The 19,490-nt window shown below is 63.3% G+C and carries 13 protein-coding genes; 12 read left to right on the top strand and 1 reads right to left on the bottom strand.

Features of this window, described 5'->3' with window-relative positions; genetic code table 11:
* The 12 genes from treZ (at position 1) to AC0J41_RS11680 (ending at position 17,099) form a co-directional block, all read left to right on the top strand.
* Entirely contained in the window at positions 1 to 1,803 is a 1,803-nt protein-coding gene (gene treZ, locus AC0J41_RS11735) for a malto-oligosyltrehalose trehalohydrolase (RefSeq protein WP_473015649.1), read from the top strand.
* On the top strand, positions 1,800 to 3,878 hold the full coding sequence (malQ, locus tag AC0J41_RS11730; RefSeq protein ID WP_473015648.1) for a 4-alpha-glucanotransferase: 2,079 nt from the start codon (positions 1,800 to 1,802) through the stop codon (positions 3,876 to 3,878). The genes treZ and malQ overlap by 4 nt, the downstream gene beginning before the upstream one ends.
* Complete coding sequence (locus AC0J41_RS11725) at positions 3,875 to 6,643, top strand: malto-oligosyltrehalose synthase (RefSeq protein WP_473015647.1); 2,769 nt, start codon at positions 3,875 to 3,877, stop codon at positions 6,641 to 6,643. The genes malQ and AC0J41_RS11725 overlap by 4 nt, the downstream gene beginning before the upstream one ends.
* Before the next feature lie 27 nt (positions 6,644 to 6,670).
* Positions 6,671 to 6,991, top strand: a complete 321-nt coding sequence (locus tag AC0J41_RS11720; protein WP_473015646.1) for a DUF2934 domain-containing protein — start codon at positions 6,671 to 6,673, stop codon at positions 6,989 to 6,991.
* 226 nt (positions 6,992 to 7,217) lie between these two features.
* Positions 7,218 to 9,377, top strand: a complete 2,160-nt coding sequence (gene glgX, locus AC0J41_RS11715) for a glycogen debranching protein GlgX (RefSeq protein ID WP_473015645.1) — start codon at positions 7,218 to 7,220, stop codon at positions 9,375 to 9,377.
* A gap of 1 nt (position 9,378) precedes the next feature.
* The gene (locus tag AC0J41_RS11710; RefSeq protein WP_473015644.1) at positions 9,379 to 10,377 is read left to right on the top strand and encodes an acyl-CoA dehydrogenase; all 999 of its coding nucleotides are present in this window, start codon (positions 9,379 to 9,381) and stop codon (positions 10,375 to 10,377) included.
* Complete coding sequence (locus tag AC0J41_RS11705; RefSeq protein WP_025109994.1) at positions 10,374 to 11,144, top strand: PIG-L deacetylase family protein; 771 nt, start codon at positions 10,374 to 10,376, stop codon at positions 11,142 to 11,144. Before AC0J41_RS11710 ends, AC0J41_RS11705 begins: the two co-directional genes overlap by 4 nt.
* A complete protein-coding gene (locus tag AC0J41_RS11700) occupies positions 11,141 to 11,740 on the top strand; it encodes an SAM-dependent methyltransferase (protein ID WP_025109995.1) in 600 nt (199 codons plus the stop codon). The genes AC0J41_RS11705 and AC0J41_RS11700 overlap by 4 nt, the downstream gene beginning before the upstream one ends.
* A complete protein-coding gene (locus AC0J41_RS11695) occupies positions 11,737 to 12,423 on the top strand; it encodes a glycosyltransferase family 2 protein (RefSeq protein ID WP_025109996.1) in 687 nt (228 codons plus the stop codon). Before AC0J41_RS11700 ends, AC0J41_RS11695 begins: the two co-directional genes overlap by 4 nt.
* A 157-nt stretch (positions 12,424 to 12,580) precedes the next feature.
* Positions 12,581 to 13,339, top strand: coding sequence for a PIG-L deacetylase family protein (locus AC0J41_RS11690; RefSeq protein ID WP_025109997.1), 759 nt, complete (start codon positions 12,581 to 12,583; stop codon positions 13,337 to 13,339).
* A 194-nt stretch (positions 13,340 to 13,533) separates the two neighbouring features.
* Positions 13,534 to 14,316, top strand: a complete 783-nt coding sequence (locus AC0J41_RS11685; protein WP_025109998.1) for an endonuclease/exonuclease/phosphatase family protein — start codon at positions 13,534 to 13,536, stop codon at positions 14,314 to 14,316.
* A gap of 194 nt (positions 14,317 to 14,510) precedes the next feature.
* Positions 14,511 to 17,099, top strand: a complete 2,589-nt coding sequence (locus tag AC0J41_RS11680) for an autotransporter family protein (RefSeq protein ID WP_473015643.1) — start codon at positions 14,511 to 14,513, stop codon at positions 17,097 to 17,099.
* Positions 17,100 to 17,258: 159 nt separating this feature from the next.
* Here the strand turns inward: AC0J41_RS11680 and glgB are convergent, their stop codons facing one another.
* Positions 17,259 to 19,490 carry a 1,4-alpha-glucan branching protein GlgB gene (gene glgB, locus AC0J41_RS11675; protein WP_473015642.1) on the bottom strand — a complete coding sequence of 744 codons (2,232 nt, stop codon included), beginning with the start codon at positions 19,488 to 19,490 and terminating at the stop codon, positions 17,259 to 17,261.

Below are 19,490 nucleotides of genomic sequence, written 5' to 3'. Positions count from 1 at the left end.
ATGCCGTTACGGACCCAAGAAAACTGGCCCCACGGCGCGATCATGCAGGACGCCGAACACACTCAATTTGCGCTGTGGGCGCCGGATGCGTTTTACGTCAGTGTCGAGCTCGAAAACGGCCAGTCCCTGCCGATGTTGCCGCAGGGCGATGGCTGGTTCGTGATCAAGACCCGGTGCCCGGCGGGCACTCGCTACCGCTACAACATCGACGGCGAACTGGAGGTGCCCGACCCGGCCTCCCGCGCCCAGGACGGTGACATTGACCGCCCCAGCGTGGTGGTCGATCCACTGGCGTACCGCTGGCGCCACACCGCCTGGCAAGGTCGGCCGTGGAGCGAAGCGGTGATTTACGAGCTGCACGTTGGCGCACTCGGCGGCTTTGCTGAAGTCGAGCAGCACCTGTCGCGCTTGGTCGAACTGGGGATTACCGCCGTCGAGCTGATGCCGCTGGCGCAGTTTCCCGGCAGTCGAAACTGGGGCTACGACGGCGTATTGCCCTTCGCACCGCAAGCATCCTATGGCACGCCGGAACAACTCAAACATCTGATCGACAGCGCCCACGGCCATGGTCTGGCGGTGATTCTCGACGTGGTCTACAACCACTTCGGCCCCGACGGCAATTACCTCAACCGTTACGCCAAGGGTTTCTTTCGCGAAGACAAACACACGCCGTGGGGCGCCGCCATCGACTTCCGCCAGCGTGAAGTGCGGGATTTCTTCATCGAAAACGCGCTGATGTGGTTGCTGGAATACCGCTTCGATGGGCTGCGTCTGGACGCGGTTCACGCAATTGAAAGCCCGGATTTCCTGCCGGAACTGGCGCAGCGCATCCGCCAGCAGATCGATCCGACCCGTCACGTCTGGCTGACCGTGGAAAACGAACTCAACCAGTCCAGCCTTCTGGAATACGACTACGACGCGCAGTGGAACGATGACGGGCACAACGCCCTGCACGTGCTGCTGACCGGCGAAACCGATGCCTATTACGCCGACTATGCCGCCCAACCCACCGAACAACTGGTCCGTTGCCTGAGCCAGGGTTTCGTGTTCCAGGGCCATATCACCCGCCACGGTGAACCGCGCGGCGAGCCCAGCGAACATCTGCCCTCGACCGCGTTCGTGCTGTTCCTGCAAAACCACGACCAGATCGGCAACCGGGCTTTCGGCGAGCGCCTGCATCAACTGGCCGACCCGCGTGCCTTGCAGGCAGCAACCGTGCTGTTGCTGCTGTCTCCGATGATTCCGCTGATGTTCATGGGTGACGAGTACGCGGCTGAACAGCCTTTCCTGTTTTTCACCAGCCATCACGGCGAACTGGCGGAACAGGTGCGAGAAGGCCGGCGCAATGAATTCGCGGCGTTCAGCGCGTTCACCGATCCGCACAAGCGTGAGCAGATTCCCGACCCCAACGCCGAACAGACCTTTCACGCCTCACAGCCGCGGTTGATTGGCAACGGCAGTGCGAAACAGCAACAAACCCTCGCGCTGTACCGGCAACTGCTGCAACTGCGCCATCGCTACATCATCCCGAATCTGTCCGGCACCCAGGCGCTCGGCGCGCATCTGCTCGGCCATGGCGCGGTCAGTGCGCGCTGGCGCCTGGGCGATGGCAGTGAGCTGCGAATTGACCTGAACCTCAGCGACACGCCAGTGGTCAACCCTGCACAGACCGACGCCGTGTGGCTGTTTCAGCAGCCGCCGGCCGTTGCCCTGTCGGAACCGGGCCAACTGCCCGCGTATTGCGCGCTTGTCAGCCTCACGGCCGCAACCCCTTTGCAACCTCTGGATGGAGAGCGCCTATGAGCGATGCGCAACTGGAAATTCTGGCCAGCAGAGCCGGCCTCGCCGTCGACTGGATCGACGCCAATGGCCGCCCGCAGAAAGTCGCCCCTGCGGTGCTGCGCAATGTCCTCACCGGGCTGGGCCATCCGGCCAATACCGCTCAGGAAATCGACGCCAGCCTGCTGCAACTGCAACAAGTGCAGCAGGACCGCCACTTGCCGCCGCTGCTGACTGCAGACGTGGGCGTCGGCGTGGACCTGGCGCGCTATTTCGAAGCGCAAACCCCGTGCGAAATCCACCTCGAAGACGGCTCACGGCTGAACCTCAAACTCGATGCCGAGGCGGTACTGCCCGGGCTGATCCCGGTCGGCTATCAACAGGTGCACATCGGCGATCAATATTTCACCCTGGCCGTGGCGCCGCAGCGTTGCTTCAGCGTTGGTGATGCCGTGGACAACCCGATCCCCCGCGTCTGGGGCCTGAGCGTGCAACTGTATGGTCTGCGCCGCCCCGGCGATGGCGGTTTCGGCGACACTCAAGCGCTGGAAGAACTGGCGCGGGTCGCCGGTGAGCGCGGTGCCGAAGCGCTGGCGATCAGCCCGCTGCACGCGATGTTCAGTGCCGACACCGGGCGCTACAGCCCTTATTCGCCGTCCAGCCGTCTGTTCCTCAACTCCCTGTATGCCGCCCCTGGGGCAATCCTCGGTGAACGGGCGCTGCGTGATGCGATCGAGTCCAGTGGTCTGGCCGAGCAATTCCGGCAGCTGGAAGACCTTAAACTCATCGATTGGCCGACGGCGGCCGACACCAAACAGAAACTGCTGCAAGCCTTGTACGACGGTTTCGTCGCCGGCGAGCATCCGTTGCATCCGGACTTCGCCAGTTTCCGCCACAGCGGCGGCGAAGCACTGGAAAACCACTGCCGCTTCGAGGCGATTCAGGAGATGCGCGCCGCCCGTGGCGAGAGCCTTGACTGGCGCGAGTGGCCCGAACACTGGCACGACCCGCGCGGCGCCGCCCTCGAAGCGTTTGCCGAGGAGTACGCCGAGCGCATCGGTTACTTCGCCTTCTGCCAATGGCTGATCCACCGTTGTCTGGAGCGTGCGCAAACCGCCGCACGCAGCGCCGGCATGGGCATCGGCCTGATCGCCGACCTCGCTGTCGGTGCTGACGGTGCCGGCAGTCAGGCCTGGAGTTTTCAAGACGAGTTGCTCGCCTCGCTCACCGTCGGCGCGCCACCGGACATTCTCAACCGCTCCGGTCAGGGCTGGGGGATTTCCGCGTTTTCTCCCGAAGGCCTGATCCGCAACGGCTTTCGCGCCTTCATCGACATGCTCCGGGCCAACTTCGCCCATGCCGGCGGGCTGCGCATCGACCACGTGATGGGCCTGCAGCGCCTGTGGGTGATCCCCAACGGCGCCGCACCGGCGGACGGCGCGTACCTGTATTACCCGGTGGACGATCTGCTGCGGTTGCTGACCCTCGAATCCCATCGCCATCAGGCCATCGTCCTCGGCGAAGACCTCGGCACCGTGCCCGACGGCCTGCGGGAAAAGCTCAGCGCCCGCTCGATACTCGGCATGCGCGTGCTGCTGTTCGAACAGGACAACACCCGTTTCAAACCGATTCTCGACTGGCCGGACAACGCCCTGGCGACCACCAGCACCCACGACCTGCCAACGCTCAACGGCTGGTGGCATGGTCGCGACATCGACTGGAATTCGCGTTTGGGTTTCGTCGACGGCAACGGTGAAATCGAATGGCGCCGTTATCGCCAACGTGAGCGCGAAGGCTTGCGCAGCGCACTGAGCCAGGACCCGCAGAACTTTCGCGAAGAGTCCCACGAAGCCGATCAGGTGGTGGACGCCAGCGTGCGTTTCCTCGGCCATACCCGCGCGCCGTTGGTGTTGCTGCCGCTGGAAGATGCGTTGGGCATCGATGAACAGGCCAACCTGCCCGGCACCATCGACAGCCACCCGAACTGGTCACGACGATTGCCCGGCAACAGCGAAGCCTTGCTCGATGGCGTCGATGCGGCCCGTCGCCTGGAACTGCTGGCCTGCGCCCGCCTGCAGGCTGCCGAGCGTGACCAATGAACCAGACGCTCATCCAGCCATTGCGCGCGACTCTGCGCCTGCAATTTCACAAGGGCTTCACTTTGGAGCAGGCGGTGCCACTGGTGCCGTACTTTGCCAGTCTCGGCATCAGCCACCTCTACGCCTCGCCTCTGCTCGCGGCCCGGGCCGGCTCGATGCACGGTTACGACGTGGTCGATCCGACTCAGGTCAACCCGGAACTCGGCGGCGAGCCGGCGCTGCGGCGGCTGGTCAGCACCCTGCGCGAACACGGCATGGGGCTGATCCTTGACATCGTTTCCAACCACATGGCGGTCGGCGGCGGTGACAATCCGTGGTGGCTCGACCTGCTGGAGTGGGGTCGGCTAAGCCCTTATGGCGAGTTCTTCGACATCCAGTGGCACTCGCCGGACCCGTTGATGGAGGGCCAATTGCTGCTGCCGTTTCTCGGCAGCGATTACGGCATCGCCCTGCAGGAAGGCACGTTGAAACTGCACTTCGATGCGCAGCAAGGGCGCTTTCACGTCGAGCACTACGAGCATCACTTCCCGATCTGCCCGAATGACTACGGTGAGTTGCTCAAACCGGTCGAAGCACTGAAATCCCTGGCCGATCGTTTCAGTACCCTCAGTTACCAGACCGACGCCCACTCGCTGGCGATGCCGCTCAAGGCAGAATTGCGCGAGCTGGCAAGCGACCCGCAGATCCTCCAAGCCATCGAACACAACCTGACGCACTACGACTCCACCACCGAGGCAGGCTTTCACAAGCTGCATCAGTTGCTGGAACGCCAGAGCTACCGTCTGGCCAGTTGGCGCACCGCTGCCGATGACATCAACTGGCGGCGTTTTTTCGACATCAACGAACTCGGTGGCCTGCGTGTCGAACGCCCGGCCGTGTTCGAAGCGACCCACGGCAAGATCTTCCAGTTGATCGCCGAAGGCCTGGTCGACGGTTTGCGCATCGACCACATTGACGGCCTCGCCGACCCGCGCGGTTACTGCCGCAAGCTGCGTCGGCGCCTTGACCTGCTCGCACCGGGCCGGCATCTGCCGATCTACGTCGAGAAGATTCTCGGCGCCGGCGAAACCCTGCGCCGCGATTGGGCGGTGGATGGCAGCACCGGCTACGAATTCATGAATCAACTGGCACTGCTGCAACACGATCCCGACGGCGAATACGTGCTCGGCGACCTGTGGCAGCGGCGCACCGAGCGCCCGGCAGCGTTCATCGAAGAAGCACAACTGGCGCGCCAGCAGATCCTCAACGGCTCGCTGGCCAGCGATTGCGAAAGCGTCGCCCAGGCATTGCTGCAAGTGGCGCGGGACGACTTGATGACCCGCGACCTGACCCTCGGCGCGATCCGCCGGGTGTTGCAGGCGCTGATCGTGCACTTCCCGGTCTATCGCACTTACATCAGCGCGCTGGGCCGCTCGGCGCAGGATGAACGGTTTTTCCAGCAGGCCATGGACGGTGCCCGTCAGACGTTGGGCGAAGGCGACTGGCCGGTGCTCGACTGCGTGGCGGCCTGGCTCGGTGGCACGCCGTGGCGCAACAAACCGCACGGGCGCTCGCGCAAGATCCTCAAGCACGCCTGCGTACGCTTCCAGCAACTGACCTCACCGGCAGCGGCCAAAGCTGTGGAAGACACCGCGCTGTATCGCTCGGCGGTGCTGCTGTCGCGCAATGACGTCGGCTACAACACCGAGCAGTTCAGCGCACCGGTCAGTGATTTTCATGCCGTCAATCAACAACGACTGGAGACGTTCCCCGACAACCTGCTGGCGACTGCCACCCACGACCACAAACGCGGCGAGGACACCCGGGCGCGGCTGGCGGTACTCAGCGAACGCAGCCATTGGTACGCCGAACAGGTCGAGTTGTGGCGCGCCCTCGCCCGGCCGCTGCGTGACGATGACCAGGTGCCGTCGTCCGGTGATGAACTGATCCTCTATCAGGCACTGCTCGGCAGTTGGCCGCTGCAGTTGCGCGATGATGATCGCCAGGGTTTCGCCGACTACGCCGAGCGCATCGGGCAGTGGCAGCAGAAAGCCCTGCGCGAAGCCAAGTTGCAAAGCAGTTGGAGCGCGCCCAACGAAGCCTATGAAAACGCCGCACAGACGTTCACCCAGCGTCTGCTCACCGGTGAAGAGGGCGAACTGCTGCGCGCCGCACTGAGCAAGACCGTCAACAGCATCGCCGCTGCCGGCGCGCTCAACGGCTTGGCGCAAACCTTGCTGCGCATGACCGTGCCGGGGGTGCCGGATCTGTATCAGGGCAACGAGTTCTGGGATTTCAGCCTGGTCGATCCGGACAACCGCCGGCCGGTGGATTACGCCGCACGCGAGCAAGCCTTGCACCGGCAGCCGCCGTTGGAGGACTTGCTGGCGAACTGGCGTGACGGGCGTATCAAACAAGCGTTGATCGCTCAGGTATTGCGCCTGCGCGCCGAACACGCCGAGCTGTTTCGGCGAGGCACGTACCAGGCCCTGGAGGTGCTGGGCAGCCAGGCGCACAACGTGCTCGCGTTTGCCCGTGAACACGCGGGGACGTACGCCATCGTGATCGCGCCGATCCGCTGCGCGACGCTGCTGGAAAACAGTGCCGTGCCGCAAGTCGATGCGCTGCGCTGGGGCGATACGCGGGTGGTTTTACCGTTCGCCGCCTCTGAGACAAACCTGAAGGGACTTTTTCAAAGCCGCGCAGTCACAAAAAACAGGGAGCTGAACGTCAGCGCCGCGCTGGGGGATATCCCGGTCAATCTCTTTATCCAACACTTTACGTAACGACGAGTTCAGTTCAGGAGCATTGCGATGAGTACCGACGATAAACGCATCCGCGAGTTCGCCTATCAGATCTGGGAATCGGAAGGTAAACCTGAAGGTCATGAAGCGCGGCACTGGGAGATGGCGCGCAAACTGGCTGAAGCCGAGGCCCTGGCGCCGAAGAAATCACCGAAAGCGGCGGGCAGCAAGACCGCCGGCAAAGGCACTGACAGCAAGGCCCCGGCGGCCACGCCCAAGGCTCCGGCGGCAGCCAAAACCAAGCCGGCCAGTGCCGCCAAAGTCGTACCACCGGGTGAAAAGGCCACCGAGAAAAAGCCCCGGGCCCCACGCAAGCCCCCGGCCAACTGACACACCCGGAATATTGAACTGAATGACCGTGTGGCGGGCTCACTCGCCACCGAGGGCCAACTCGTCCTCAAGAAACACACAACCTCCCTGTAGGAGTGAGCCTGCTCGCGATATAGCGATATATCAGGCGAAATCCGGATTGAATGTCAGACCGCTATCGCGAGCAGGCTCACTCCTACAAGGTTTTGTATCAGCCGAGAATTTCCCCGTTTTTGCAGGAGCAATCATGACCCGTCCAAAGCAAGCCGAGCCCGCAGCGCACGCCGAGCCCTCGAGAATCCGTGAAGGCCTGCCCTTCCCGCTGGGTGCGACCTGGGATGGTCTGGGGGTGAACTTTGCGCTGTTTTCCGCCAACGCCACCAAGGTTGAACTGTGCATTTTCGACGATGCCGGCGAAGTCGAACTCGAACGCATCGAACTGCCGGAATACACCGATGAGATTTTCCACGGTTACCTGCCCGATGCCCACCCGGGGCTGATCTACGGCTATCGCGTGTATGGGCCTTATGACCCGGCCAATGGTCATCGTTTCAATCACAACAAATTGCTCATCGACCCCTATGCCAAACAACTGGTAGGCCAGTTGAAATGGTCCGAGGCGCTGTTCGGCTACACCATCGGCCACCCGGATGCCGACCTCAGTTTCGACGAACGCGACAGCGCGCCATTCGTGCCCAAGTGCAAGGTCATTGATCCGGCGCATACCTGGGGCAACGACCACCGCGTCAGCGTGCCGTGGGACAAGACGATCATTTATGAAACCCACGTGCGCGGCATCAGCATGCGTCACCCGGCAGTGCCGGAGAACGTGCGTGGCACGTTTGCCGGGTTGATGGTAGACGATGTGCTCGAACACATTCGCAAGCTCGGCGTATCAAGTGTGGAATTGCTGCCGATCCATGCTTTCGTCAACGACCAGCACCTGCTGCACAAGGGCATGACCAACTACTGGGGCTACAACAGCATCGCCTTCTTTGCCCCGGACCCGCGCTACCTGGCCAGCGGCAAGATCGCCGAGTTCAAGGAGATGGTGGCGCACCTGCACGAGGCCAATCTGGAGGTGATCCTCGACGTGGTCTACAACCACACCGCCGAGGGCAACGAGCAAGGCCCGACCCTGTCGATGCGCGGCATCGACAATGCCTCGTACTACCGGCTGATGCCTGACGACAAGCGCTTCTACATCAACGATTCCGGCACCGGCAACACCCTCGACCTGAGCCACCCATGCGTTCTGCAAATGGTCACCGATTCGCTGCGCTACTGGGCCAGCGAGATGCATGTCGACGGTTTCCGCTTCGATCTGGCGACCATTCTCGGACGTTATCACGACGGTTTCGACGAGCGTCACAGCTTCCTCGTTGCCTGCCGTCAGGACCCGGTGCTGCGTCAGGTGAAAATGATCGCCGAGCCGTGGGACTGCGGTCCTGGTGGTTATCAGGTGGGTAACTTTCCGCCGGGCTGGGTCGAGTGGAACGACAAGTTCCGCGACACCGTGCGCGCGTTCTGGAAAGGTGACGACGGCCAGGTCGCCGACTTCGCCAGCCGCATGACCGCGTCGGGCGAGATGTTCAACCAGCGCGGGCGGCGGCCGTACTCGTCGGTGAACTTCATCACCGCCCACGACGGTTTCACCCTCAATGACCTGGTGTCGTACAACGACAAGCACAACGAGGCCAACGACGAGAACAATCAGGACGGCAGCAACAACAACCTGTCGTGGAACCACGGCGTCGAAGGCCCGACCGACGATCCCGAAATCAATGCGCTGCGCCACCGGCAGATGCGCAACTTTTTCGCCACCCTGCTGCTGTCCCAGGGCACACCGATGATCGTCGCCGGCGACGAATTCGCCCGCACCCAGGACGGCAACAACAACGCCTATTGCCAGGACAGCGAGATCGGTTGGGTCAACTGGGACCTGAGCGAGGACGGCAAGGCACTGCTCAAGTTCGTCAAGCGCCTGATCAAGTTGCGCATGGCTTATCCGATCCTGCGACGCGGACGCTTTCTGGTCGGCGAGTACAACGAGGATATCGGCGTCAAGGACGTGACCTGGCTCGCACCGGACGGCACCGAGATGACCACCGAACACTGGCACGACGCGCATAACCGTTGCCTGGGCATGCTCCTCGATGGCCGCGCCCAGGAAACCGGGATCCGCCGCAAGGGGGGCGATGCGACATTGCTGCTGGTGGTCAACGCGCATCACGACATCGTCAACTTCACGCTGCCGGAAGTGCCTGAAGGCAGTTTCTGGACGTGCATGATCGACACCAATCAACCGGCGGTTCGCGGTCAGGAGCGCTTCGACTTCGGCCATGAATATTCCGTCACCGGCCGTTCACTGCTGCTGTTCGAGCTGCAACGCGAAGAAGAAGACTGACATGGACCTGCACTGCTATCTGGCGCGTCGCCCGCCGCACTATCCCGACAGCGAATCCCTCGGCCAGTGCCTGCGGGCGATGGTCGAGGCCGGGCTGGATCAACTGCCACTACCCGGCAGTGGCCGTACGCTGGAGCGCTTTCAGCGCCTGGCGGAAGTCGGCGGACACGATCTGGGTTTGTGCAAACTGTATGAAGGCCACACCGACGCGCTGGCGATCATCGAACAACTCGGCGGTTCGCCCACTCCGGGCAGCACCTGGGGCATGTGGGCGGCCGAACCGCCGCAGGCGCGGGTGCAAGTAACGCCGACCGGGCACATGGTTCGCCTCGACGGGCGCAAGGCCTGGTGCTCCGGCGCGGCAGTACTCAGCCATGCGCTGCTGACCGCGTGGGACGCTGATGAACGTCAGCAACTGGTCGCGGTGGCGCTTGATCAACCGGGCGTGACCATTACCGATCAGGGTTGGCAAGCCGTCGGCATGGGGGCCACCGCCAGCGTTGAAGTAGAGTTCAACGGCGCCGAAGCGCAAGCCATCGGCAATCCCGGCGATTACCTGCAGCGCCCCGGTTTCTGGCAAGGCGGGATCGGTATCGCCGCGTGCTGGTACGGCGCGGCGCGGCAGATCGCCGAGGCACTGCGCCAACACTGTGCAAAACGCCAAGAGCCGCACGCCCTCGCCCACCTCGGCGCGGTCGATTCGGCGTTGTACGCGGCGGCCAGCGTGCTGCGCTTCAGTGCGCTGCACATCGACACGCACCCCGAGGCCAATGCTCGATTGCTGGCCCGGCGTGCTCGCGCCGTGGTCGAACAAACCGCCGAGCAAGTACTGCGCGAAGTCGGGCGAGCGCTCGGCGCCGGTCCTTTCTGCAAGGATCGGCACTTCGCCCGGTTGAGCGCCGACCTGCCCGTATTCCTGCGCCAAAGCCACGCCGAGCGCGACCTGGCTGCCCTCGGCCAACAGATTGCCGAACACTCCGAGGAGGCCTGGACACTATGAACGCTGCCAGCAAACCCAACCCGATCGTCGGCCAAGGCACTTCCCTGGACCAATGGCAACACTCCCGGCAACTGGCTGCGCTGGACAGCATCGATGTCCTTAGTCTGGTACCACCCGGTGCCCGCGCCGTGATCGTCGCTCCGCACCCGGACGATGAAGTCCTCGGTTGCGGGGGGCTGTTGCAACTGCTCGCTGCGGCTGCCCGGCCCTTGCAACTGATCTCGGTCACCGACGGCAGCGCCAGCCACCCGGGCTCCGAGCGCTGGCCGGTCGAGCGCTTGAGCGTGGTGCGTCCACAGGAATCGGCTGAAGCCCTGCGGCGCCTCGGTGTGCCGCTGCACCGGATGAAATGGCTGCGCGGCGGTTTCACCGATACCCAAGTCGCCGCTCAGGAGCCGGCGCTCGTCGAGTTTATCGAACGCCACCTGCACCCCGGCGACGTGGTGTTCAGTACCTGGGCCGAGGATGGCCATTGCGACCACGAAGCCGTCGGCCGCGCCAGCATCGAGGCTGCCCGGCGCGTTGGCGCCAGCTGTCACGAACTGCCGGTGTGGACCTGGCACTGGGCCGATCCCGAAGATGCCTCGGTGCCGTGGCATCGAGCGCGCAAGATTGCGTTATCCACCGAGCAAGTCGCGCGCAAACGCCACGCGGTGCATGCATTCGCCAGTCAACTGGAAGGCGATCCGCAGGCCGGACTGCCGCCAGTGCTGGCGCCCTACGTGCTGGAGCGGCTGCTGCAACCTTTCGAAGTGGTGTTCCTATGAGCGTCGATGATCGCTACTTCGACGGCCTGTTCAGCGCCAACGATGATCCCTGGGCCTTTCGCGAACGCTGGTACGAGCAGCGCAAACGCGCGATCACTCTCGCTGCGCTGCCCCGCGCGCACTACCGGGCAATCTTCGAACCCGGTTGCGCCAATGGCGAACTCAGCGCCGAACTTGCCAGCCGTTGCGACCGTCTGCTGTGCTGCGACACCGCCAGTGCGGCGGTGAGTCTGGCGCGTACCCGATTGAGTCTTTTTGACCACGCGCAAGTGCGCCAAAGTCGCTTGCCCGGCGACTGGCCGGAGGAAAAATTCGACCTGATTGTATTTAGCGAAATCGGCTACTACCTCGATGCCCGGGATCTGACAGAAGTGATCCGGCGCATCAGTGATTGCCTGACCGCCGACGGGCAATTGCTGGCCTGTCACTGGCGCCCGCCAATCGAGGGGTGCCCGCTCAATGCACGTCAGGTTCACGACCTGATCCACGAACATTTGCCGCTGCCGCGCCTGGCGCTGCACCAGGAAGCCGACTTCATTCTCGAAGTCTGGAGCCGCGAGCCGCGCTCGGTGGCAGCGCTGGAGGGCCTGAGATGATCGGCATTCTGATTCCTGCACACAACGAGGAAGACCTGCTGGGGCAATGCCTCACCGCTGCGCTGCGCGCCAGCAAGCACGGGCTGTTGGCCGGCGAACCGGTGGAAGTGCTGGTGGTGCTCGACAGCTGCACCGACCGCTCGGCGCAGATCGTCAGCGGCTTTCCCGTGCTGAGCCTGCACATCGACGCGCGCAATGTCGGTCAGGCCCGGGCCGCCGGTGCGCAAGTCCTGCTGGAGCGCGGTGCGCGGTGGATTTCCTGCTCCGACGCCGACAGCCGGGTGGCCGATGACTGGCTGGTGGCGCAACTGGGGCTGGGGGCCGACGCGGTGTGCGGCACCGTGACCGTCGAGCATTGGGATCAATCGTTCGACGAGGCCGCGCAGATCCGCTATCACCGCCACTATCAGGCGCGTGACGGGCATCGGCACATCCACGGCGCCAACTTGGGAATCAGCGCCGACGCCTACCGCTGGGCTGGCGGCTTCGAACCGCTGGCCTGCGATGAAGACGTGCAACTGGTGCGGCAATTGGAACTGTCCGGCGCCGACATCGCCTGGAGCCATCGCCCGCAAGTGCACACCAGCGCCCGACTGGACAGTCGTGCACGCGGTGGATTCGGTGATTATCTGCGACATTTGGCACAGCTCGATCAAAAAAAAGCGGATCAGATTGATCTGTGACGCGACGAACCGGCCGTCATGAGCAATACTCTGCTGCGCGGCAATCCAGGGTTCGGAGCGTCGCACGGCAATCCATCAGCCTTCACGGGTCGCGCGCGCCTGATTTTCCACGGCGTCTGTACGACTGAGGGCCAGACACGACAAGGACGTAACACCCATGAAACCGTTATCCCTCAGCGACAATCCGCTGCCGGCGCAGATATGGAACAGCGCCCCGCAGCTGGACAACATTCCCGTCATCAACACCCACAGTCTGGTGCCCCCCGGTGCCCGAGCGGTGGTGGTCGCACCGCATCCTGGTGATGAAGTGGTGACCTGCGGCGGCCTCCTGCAATTACTTTCCAGCCTCGGCCACCCCCTGCAATTGCTCTCGATCACTGACGGCAGCGCGAGCCACCCCGGCTCGCGACAATGGTCGGAAAAACGCCTGAGCGTATTCCGCCCGCAAGAAAGCGTCGAGGCCCTGCGCCGCCTCGGTCTGCCGATGCACAGCCTGAAATGGGTACGCGGCGGGTTCACCGACAATGCGTTGCTGGAGCGCGAAGCCGACCTCACCGACTTCATCGCGCGCTACCTGCGCCCCGGAGATGTGGTCTTCAGTACCTGGGCCGGCGACGGCAGTGACGACCACGAGGCGGTCGGAAATGCCAGCGCCAAAGCGGCAGCGCAGGTCGGAGCAACCTTTCATGACGTGCCGGTCTGGGCCTGGCACTGGCCGGAACGCGATCAGCACCTGATCCCCTGGGAACGTGCGCGCAAATTGCGGCTCGACACCTGGACTGTCGCGCGCAAGAGCCACGCCACCCATGCCTATGCCAGCCAGCTCAAGGGCGAACCGGCCATCGGCATCGCGCCCCTGCTGCCGCGGGTGATCCTGGAGCGCATGCGCCTGCCCTACGAAATAGTCTTCGTCTGAAGCATACAACCCTGTGGGAGCGGGCTTGCTCGCGAACAGGTCGTCACCTGCAACATCACAGGTGTCTGACCCGCCGTCTTCGCGAGCAAGCCCGCTCCCATAGTTTTTTGCCTGCGCTCATACAGCATCTACAAGGAACTGCCGCCCCACTGCATCAGTCGCATAAGAAGGAAGCCGTTTTCAGAGGAGTGAACGTGTCCAGCGATCCCAAGCGTCACGCCGTCGACGCCCCCGTCATCCAGCGCCTGCGCGTGCTGACGGTCAATACCCACAAGGGCTTCACCGCCCTCAACCGGCGCTTCATCCTGCCGGAACTGCGCGAAGCAGTGCGCAGCACCTGCGCCGATCTGGTGTTTCTGCAGGAAGTGGTCGGTGAACACGAACGCCATTCCAATCGCTACAACGAATGGCCGCAAACCTCGCAATACGAATTTCTCGCCGACAGTATGTGGAGCGACTTCGCCTACGGGCGCAATGCCGTCTACCCCGATGGTCACCACGGCAATGCCCTGCTGTCGAAGTACCCGATCCGCGAATACCGCAACCTCGACGTGTCGATCACCGGCCCCGAACGCCGAGGCTTGCTGCATTGTGTGCTGGACGTACCGGGGCACGCCGAAGTGCATGCGATCTGCGTGCATTTGAGTTTGCTGGAAAGCCATCGGCAACTGCAGTTGCAACTGCTCTGCCAGTTGCTCGAATCACTGCCCGACGATGCACCGGTGATCATTGCCGGTGACTTCAACGACTGGCAGTTGCAGGGCAACCTGACCCTCGCCCGCCGCGATGACTTGCACGAAGCGTTCGAGCGCCACCACGGTCGTCCGGCCAAGACCTATCCGGCACGTTTTCCATTGTTGCGCCTGGACCGGGTCTACCTGCGTAATGCCAGCAGCCACGACCCGCAAATACTGGGCAACAGGCCGTGGACACACCTGTCGGATCACTTGCCGCTGGCGGTTGAAGTGCATTTGTAAACGCAGTTCTGACATGACCGTTGGTCAGCCCTGCTTGATCGACGGGCAAAACCTTCTACACCTAAAACAGCTCAAGGAGTAGCGCATTCAATTCGTTAGAGCATGGTTCTCACGTTGTGCCTCAGTTGTATCGGGAGGCCGAGCCAAGGCTCGCTCAAGGATGGATTTCCCGAATTCAGCCGAAGGGAATTGCCATGACGCGCTACGCCAGACACCTGCGGGCACTGCCGCAGGCTTTGCTCCTGCCTGCTTCACTCCTGTTGCTCAACAGCCCACCCGCCTCTGCTGCCTGTTCGCTGATTGCAGGTCCCGGCAACGACGCCTTCACCTGTGACAGCGGCAGCAGCGGGTCGCTGACTGATCTTGCCGGCAACAACAGCCTGACCTTCCCCGCCAACGGCACCGGCCAGATCAATGGCAGCGTGACCTTTGGCGCCGGCGCCGACCGGGTGAACATGCAATCGGGGGTGATTACCGGCGCGGTCAGCCAGGGTGCCGGCATCGACGACTTCGTCATGAGCGGCGGTTCCATTGGCTCGCTGGCACAGGGCGACGGCCGCGATACCTTTCTGATGACCGGTGGCACCATCGTCGGTGCCTTCGAGGACGGCGACGTTGCGCGCATGACCGGCGGCACCATCGGCCGCGTCGACATGAAACTCGACAACAACATCTTCGATCTGTCCGGCGGGCAGATCCTCGGCAATCTGGTGACCGGCTTCGGCACCGACACCATTATCGTTTCCGGCGGGCGCATCGGCGGCAACATCAGCGTCAGTGGTGGCAACGACAGCATCACCGTGACCGGCGGTGAAATTGGCGGTGAGATTCGCGCCAGCGCCGGTGACGACAGCTTGCTGTGGAGCGGCGGGATCATCCGCTCGGCAATTCTTATGGGCGACGGCAACGACAACGCAACGCTGCGCAATCTGGATGACAGCCTGCTCACGCTGACACCGAGCGTGGATGGCGGCGCCGGCAACGATGTGCTGACCTTCGACAATACCCGCACCGCACTGCCGGCGCGCTTCAGCCATTGGGAAACAGTGAACCTGAACAACGCCTCGCAACTGGAACTGGGCTCGGGCACCTTGCTGCTGGGCGATGCCGTCAGTGGCACGGGTACGCTGAACGTCGACGCCAGCAGCAGCGTGTACTCGACCCAGGGCGCCGTGTCACCTGCCGTGGCCGGGCAAGCGGTGACTTTCAATAACGCCGGGGTCATTGACCTGACCCGCAACAACAGTCGCACCGATGACACACTGACGGTCAATGGCAACTATGTCGGCAATGGCGGGCAGTTGCTGTTGCAAAGCGTGCTCGATGGCGACGGCGCACCCAGTGACAAACTGGTGGTCAACAACGGCAGCCTGAGCGGCATGACCGCCATCACCGTCAGCAATCTCGGCGGGCTGGGTGGGCTGACGCTGGAAAACGGCATTCAACTGGTACAGGCCCAAGGTACTGCCGTGAGCAACAATTCCGCGTTCGTCCTCAACGGCCCGATTTCAGCCGGTGCCTACGATTACTACCTGTTCAAGGGCGGTGTCACCGCCGGCAGCGAAAACAGCTGGTATCTGCGCTCGGCGGTGGTCGCGCCTCAGGTGGTGAGCGTGCCCAATCCCGATCCGACGCTGCCGCCGATTCTTGTGCCAGTGGTGCCTGTACCGGTCGCGGCCGCCATCATCCCGGCCCCTGTGATCGCGCCCTCGCCTCCCGGGCAACCGGCTTCGCCGACAACCCCGGCATCGCCCCCGGCTGCGCCTGTTGCGGCATTGGCTGTGCAGCCGGTACTGCCCGTCGCCGTGGCAGGCGCCGCACCGATCCCGATCTACCGTCCCGAGGTGCCAACCTGGTCAGTGCTGCCGCCCGCCGCCGCACAATTGACCCTCAGCGCCCTCGGCACTTTCCACGACCGTCAGGGCGAACAGCGCCTGCTCAGCGAGACCGGTGCGTTTGGCGCCGGTTGGGGTCGGGTCTACGGCAAGAACCTCGACCACACCTGGGCCGGGACTGTCACGCCGCGCCTGGACGGCTCGCTCAACGGCTTCCAGGTCGGCAACGATCTGTACAGCTCGCCGACCTCTGGCGGTCAGACCCAACGCATCGGTCTGTTTGTCGGCCATAGCCGGATTCAAGGCGATGTCGACGGTTTCAACGAAGGCTTCGAACACAACAGTGCGGGCAAGATCAAGCTGGAGGGCGACAGCTATGGCCTGTACTGGACGCTGACCGATCCCTGCGGCTGGTACATCGATACGGTGGCGATGGGCACGCGATTCGACGGCGACAACCGCTCCGACCGCGGCCTTAAACTGGACAACCGCGGCCACGCGCTCACGCTCTCCGCCGAGGCCGGTTATCCGTTCGCCCTCAACGACACCTGGCTGGTCGAGCCGCAAGTGCAAGTGATCCACCAGAACATCTCCCTCGACAGCCAGGATGATGGCATCTCCCGGGTATCGTTCGACTCCGACGGCGCCTGGACCGGGCGTCTTGGCGCACGGCTCAAGGGCCGTTATCAGGTCAACGGGATGCCGCTGGAACCCTACCTGCGGGCCAATCTGTGGCACACCTTTTCCGGCACCGATTCAGTGACATTCGACGGCACCGACACCATCGACAGCGAACAGAAGTCTTCGACTGCGGATGTCGGACTCGGCGTCGTGCTGACCCTCGACCGCGCCGTGAGTGTCTACGCCAGCACCGATTACAGTAGCAATATTGATAGCAATGACCTGCGTGGCCTGGCCGGAAATCTGGGTGTTCGCATCAGTTGGTAGACCAATAGCCGGGCGCGCTTTTCGCGCTGTATGCGATCACTGAGGGCCGGGGCCTGCGGTGTCATGACCGACGCCTTCGCGAGCACGCTCGCTCCCACAGGTCTTGCATCGTACTTGTGGGAGCGGGCTTGCTCGCGAAAGGATCGACGTGGTGCCGGATCAGCCCTCAGGCTTGAGAATCAACACCGCCAACGGCGGCAGATTCAACTCCAGCGACAGAGACTGCCCGTGGCTCGCCACCTCGTCGGTGAACGCGCCACCGCCATTGCCGTAATTGGACCCGGCATAGGTGTCGGCATCGCTGTTGAGCAGCTCGGTCCAGCGCCCGGCAAACGGTACGCCCACGCGATAGGACTGACGCGGCACCGGGGTGAAGTTGGCCACCACCAGCACCGGTTTGCCGTCCTTGCTCCAGCGCAGCCACGCATACACGCTGTTGATCGCATCATCGCCGATCAGCCACTGGAAGCCCTGCGGCGCATCGTCCTGATCGTGCAGCGCCGGTTCGTCGCGGTACAAGCGGTTGAGGTCACCAACCAGTTTCTGCACGCCTTTGTGCTCGGAATACTGCAGCAGATACCAATCGAGTTGCTGATCGTGATTCCACTCACGCCACTGGCCGAACTCACAGCCCATGAACAACAGCTTCTTGCCCGGGTGGGTCCACATGAAGCTCAGATAGGCGCGCAGGTTGGCGAACTTCTGCCAGCGATCGCCGGGCATCTTGTCGATCAGCGAGTGCTTGCCGTGCACCACTTCGTCGTGGGAAATCGGCAGGATGAAGCGCTCGGACCAGGCGTAGACCAGACCAAAGCTCAGTTCGTTGTGATGATGCGCGCGGTACACCGGGTCCTGTTGGATGTAGTGCAGCGAGTCGTGCATCCAGCCCATGTTCCATTTGTAGGCAAAACCGAGGCCGCCCTGCTGGGTGCTCTGGCTGACGCCTGGCCATGCGGTGGATTCTTCGGCGATCACCAGCGCACCCGGGGCTTCCAGCTCGACCACGTCATTCAAGTGCCGGAGGAAATCGATGGCTTCCAGATTTTCCCGTCCGCCATGGCGGTTCGGCACCCATTCGCCAGCCTTGCGCGAATAGTCGCGATAGAGCATCGAGGCCACCGCGTCGACCCGCAAGCCATCGACATGAAAATGCTTCAACCAGTGCAGCGCCGAAGCCAGCATGTAACCGTGCACCTCGGTACGCCCCAGGTTGTAGATCAACGTGTCCCAGTCCTGATGGAAGCCTTCCAGCGGGTTGCCGTATTCGTACAGCGCCGTGCCGTCGAACTGCGCCAGACCGTGGGTGTCGGTGGGAAAATGCGCCGGCACCCAGTCGAGAATCACGCCGATACCGGCCTGGTGACAGGCGTTGACGAAATCGCCGAACTGCTCCGGTGTGCCGTATCGCGCGCTCGGGGCGAATTGCGAGAGCAACTGATAGCCCCACGAACCGCCGAACGGGTGCTCCATGATCGGCATCAGTTCGATATGGGTGAAGCCCAGTTCCTTGACGTAAGGAATCAACCGCTCGGCCAGCTCCGGCCAAGTGTATTGGCGGGCGACTTCACCCAGATCGTCCAGTTCGCACTGCCACGATCCAGCGTGCAGCTCGTAGATCGACAGTGGCTGCGAATGCTGTTGCCGCTGGCGACGGCCGCTCATCCACTCCTGATCCTGCCAGTTGATCTGCAGCGGCGCGGCGACTTTCGACGCGGTGTCCGGTGGCAGGCTGGTGGCCAGCGCCATCGGGTCGGCCTTCAGCGGCAGAATGCCGTGGGCGCCGAGTATTTCGTACTTGTACAACTCGCCCGCTTGCAGGCGCGGAATGAACAGCTCCCAGACCCCGGACGGATGCCGCAGACGCATCGGGTGCCGGCGCCCGTCCCACACGTTGAAATCGCCCACCACCGACACGCGCCGGGCGTTCGGCGCCCAGACGGCAAAGCGCACGCCCTCCACGCCCTCGACGGTGGTCAGTTGCGCACCGAGGCAACTGCTCAGGTCGCGGTGATTGCCTTCGGCAAACAGATATAAATCCATTTCACCGAGCAACTGGCCAAAGCTGTAGGGATCTTCCGCTACCTGCTCGCCCCCGGCCCAGCGCGTGCGCAGCCGATACGGCCGGGCCTGCGCAAAGTGCCCGACAAACAGCCCCGGGGTTTCGGTGGCCGTCAGTTCGCCGCGCTCTTCGCCGCTGTCCCTGTCCAATACTTCAACTTTCAACGCACCGGGCAGATAAGCCCGGATGAATTGCCCGCCGGCACCATCGCCGTGGGGGCCAAGAATGGAAAACGGGTCGTGGTGTTCGGCGCGCACCAAGGCATCGATGTCCTGCGCCGCCGGCAATAACGCTTCTTTAGCGTGACCCTGTTCCTTGTTCGAGAAACTCAT

The organism is Pseudomonas sp. Arb-4-2C (assembly GCF_055755015.1).
This window is presented reverse-complemented; position numbering and strand designations above follow the sequence as displayed.

Bases quoted from the DNA above. Each gene is read 5' to 3' on its own strand.
- treZ (WP_473015649.1), top strand. From the start codon at position 1: ATGCCGTTACGGACCCAAGAAAACTGGCCCCACGGCGCGATCATGCAG.
- malQ (WP_473015648.1), top strand. From the start codon at position 1,800: ATGAGCGATGCGCAACTGGAAATTCTGGCCAGCAGAGCCGGCCTCGCC.
- AC0J41_RS11725 (WP_473015647.1), top strand. From the start codon at position 3,875: ATGAACCAGACGCTCATCCAGCCATTGCGCGCGACTCTGCGCCTGCAA.
- AC0J41_RS11720 (WP_473015646.1), top strand. From the start codon at position 6,671: ATGAGTACCGACGATAAACGCATCCGCGAGTTCGCCTATCAGATCTGG.
- glgX (WP_473015645.1), top strand. From the start codon at position 7,218: ATGACCCGTCCAAAGCAAGCCGAGCCCGCAGCGCACGCCGAGCCCTCG.
- AC0J41_RS11710 (WP_473015644.1), top strand. From the start codon at position 9,379: ATGGACCTGCACTGCTATCTGGCGCGTCGCCCGCCGCACTATCCCGAC.
- AC0J41_RS11705 (WP_025109994.1), top strand. From the start codon at position 10,374: ATGAACGCTGCCAGCAAACCCAACCCGATCGTCGGCCAAGGCACTTCC.
- AC0J41_RS11700 (WP_025109995.1), top strand. From the start codon at position 11,141: ATGAGCGTCGATGATCGCTACTTCGACGGCCTGTTCAGCGCCAACGAT.
- AC0J41_RS11695 (WP_025109996.1), top strand. From the start codon at position 11,737: ATGATCGGCATTCTGATTCCTGCACACAACGAGGAAGACCTGCTGGGG.
- AC0J41_RS11690 (WP_025109997.1), top strand. From the start codon at position 12,581: ATGAAACCGTTATCCCTCAGCGACAATCCGCTGCCGGCGCAGATATGG.
- AC0J41_RS11680 (WP_473015643.1), top strand. From the start codon at position 14,511: ATGACGCGCTACGCCAGACACCTGCGGGCACTGCCGCAGGCTTTGCTC.
- glgB (WP_473015642.1), bottom strand. From the start codon at position 19,490: ATGAGTTTCTCGAACAAGGAACAGGGTCACGCTAAAGAAGCGTTATTG.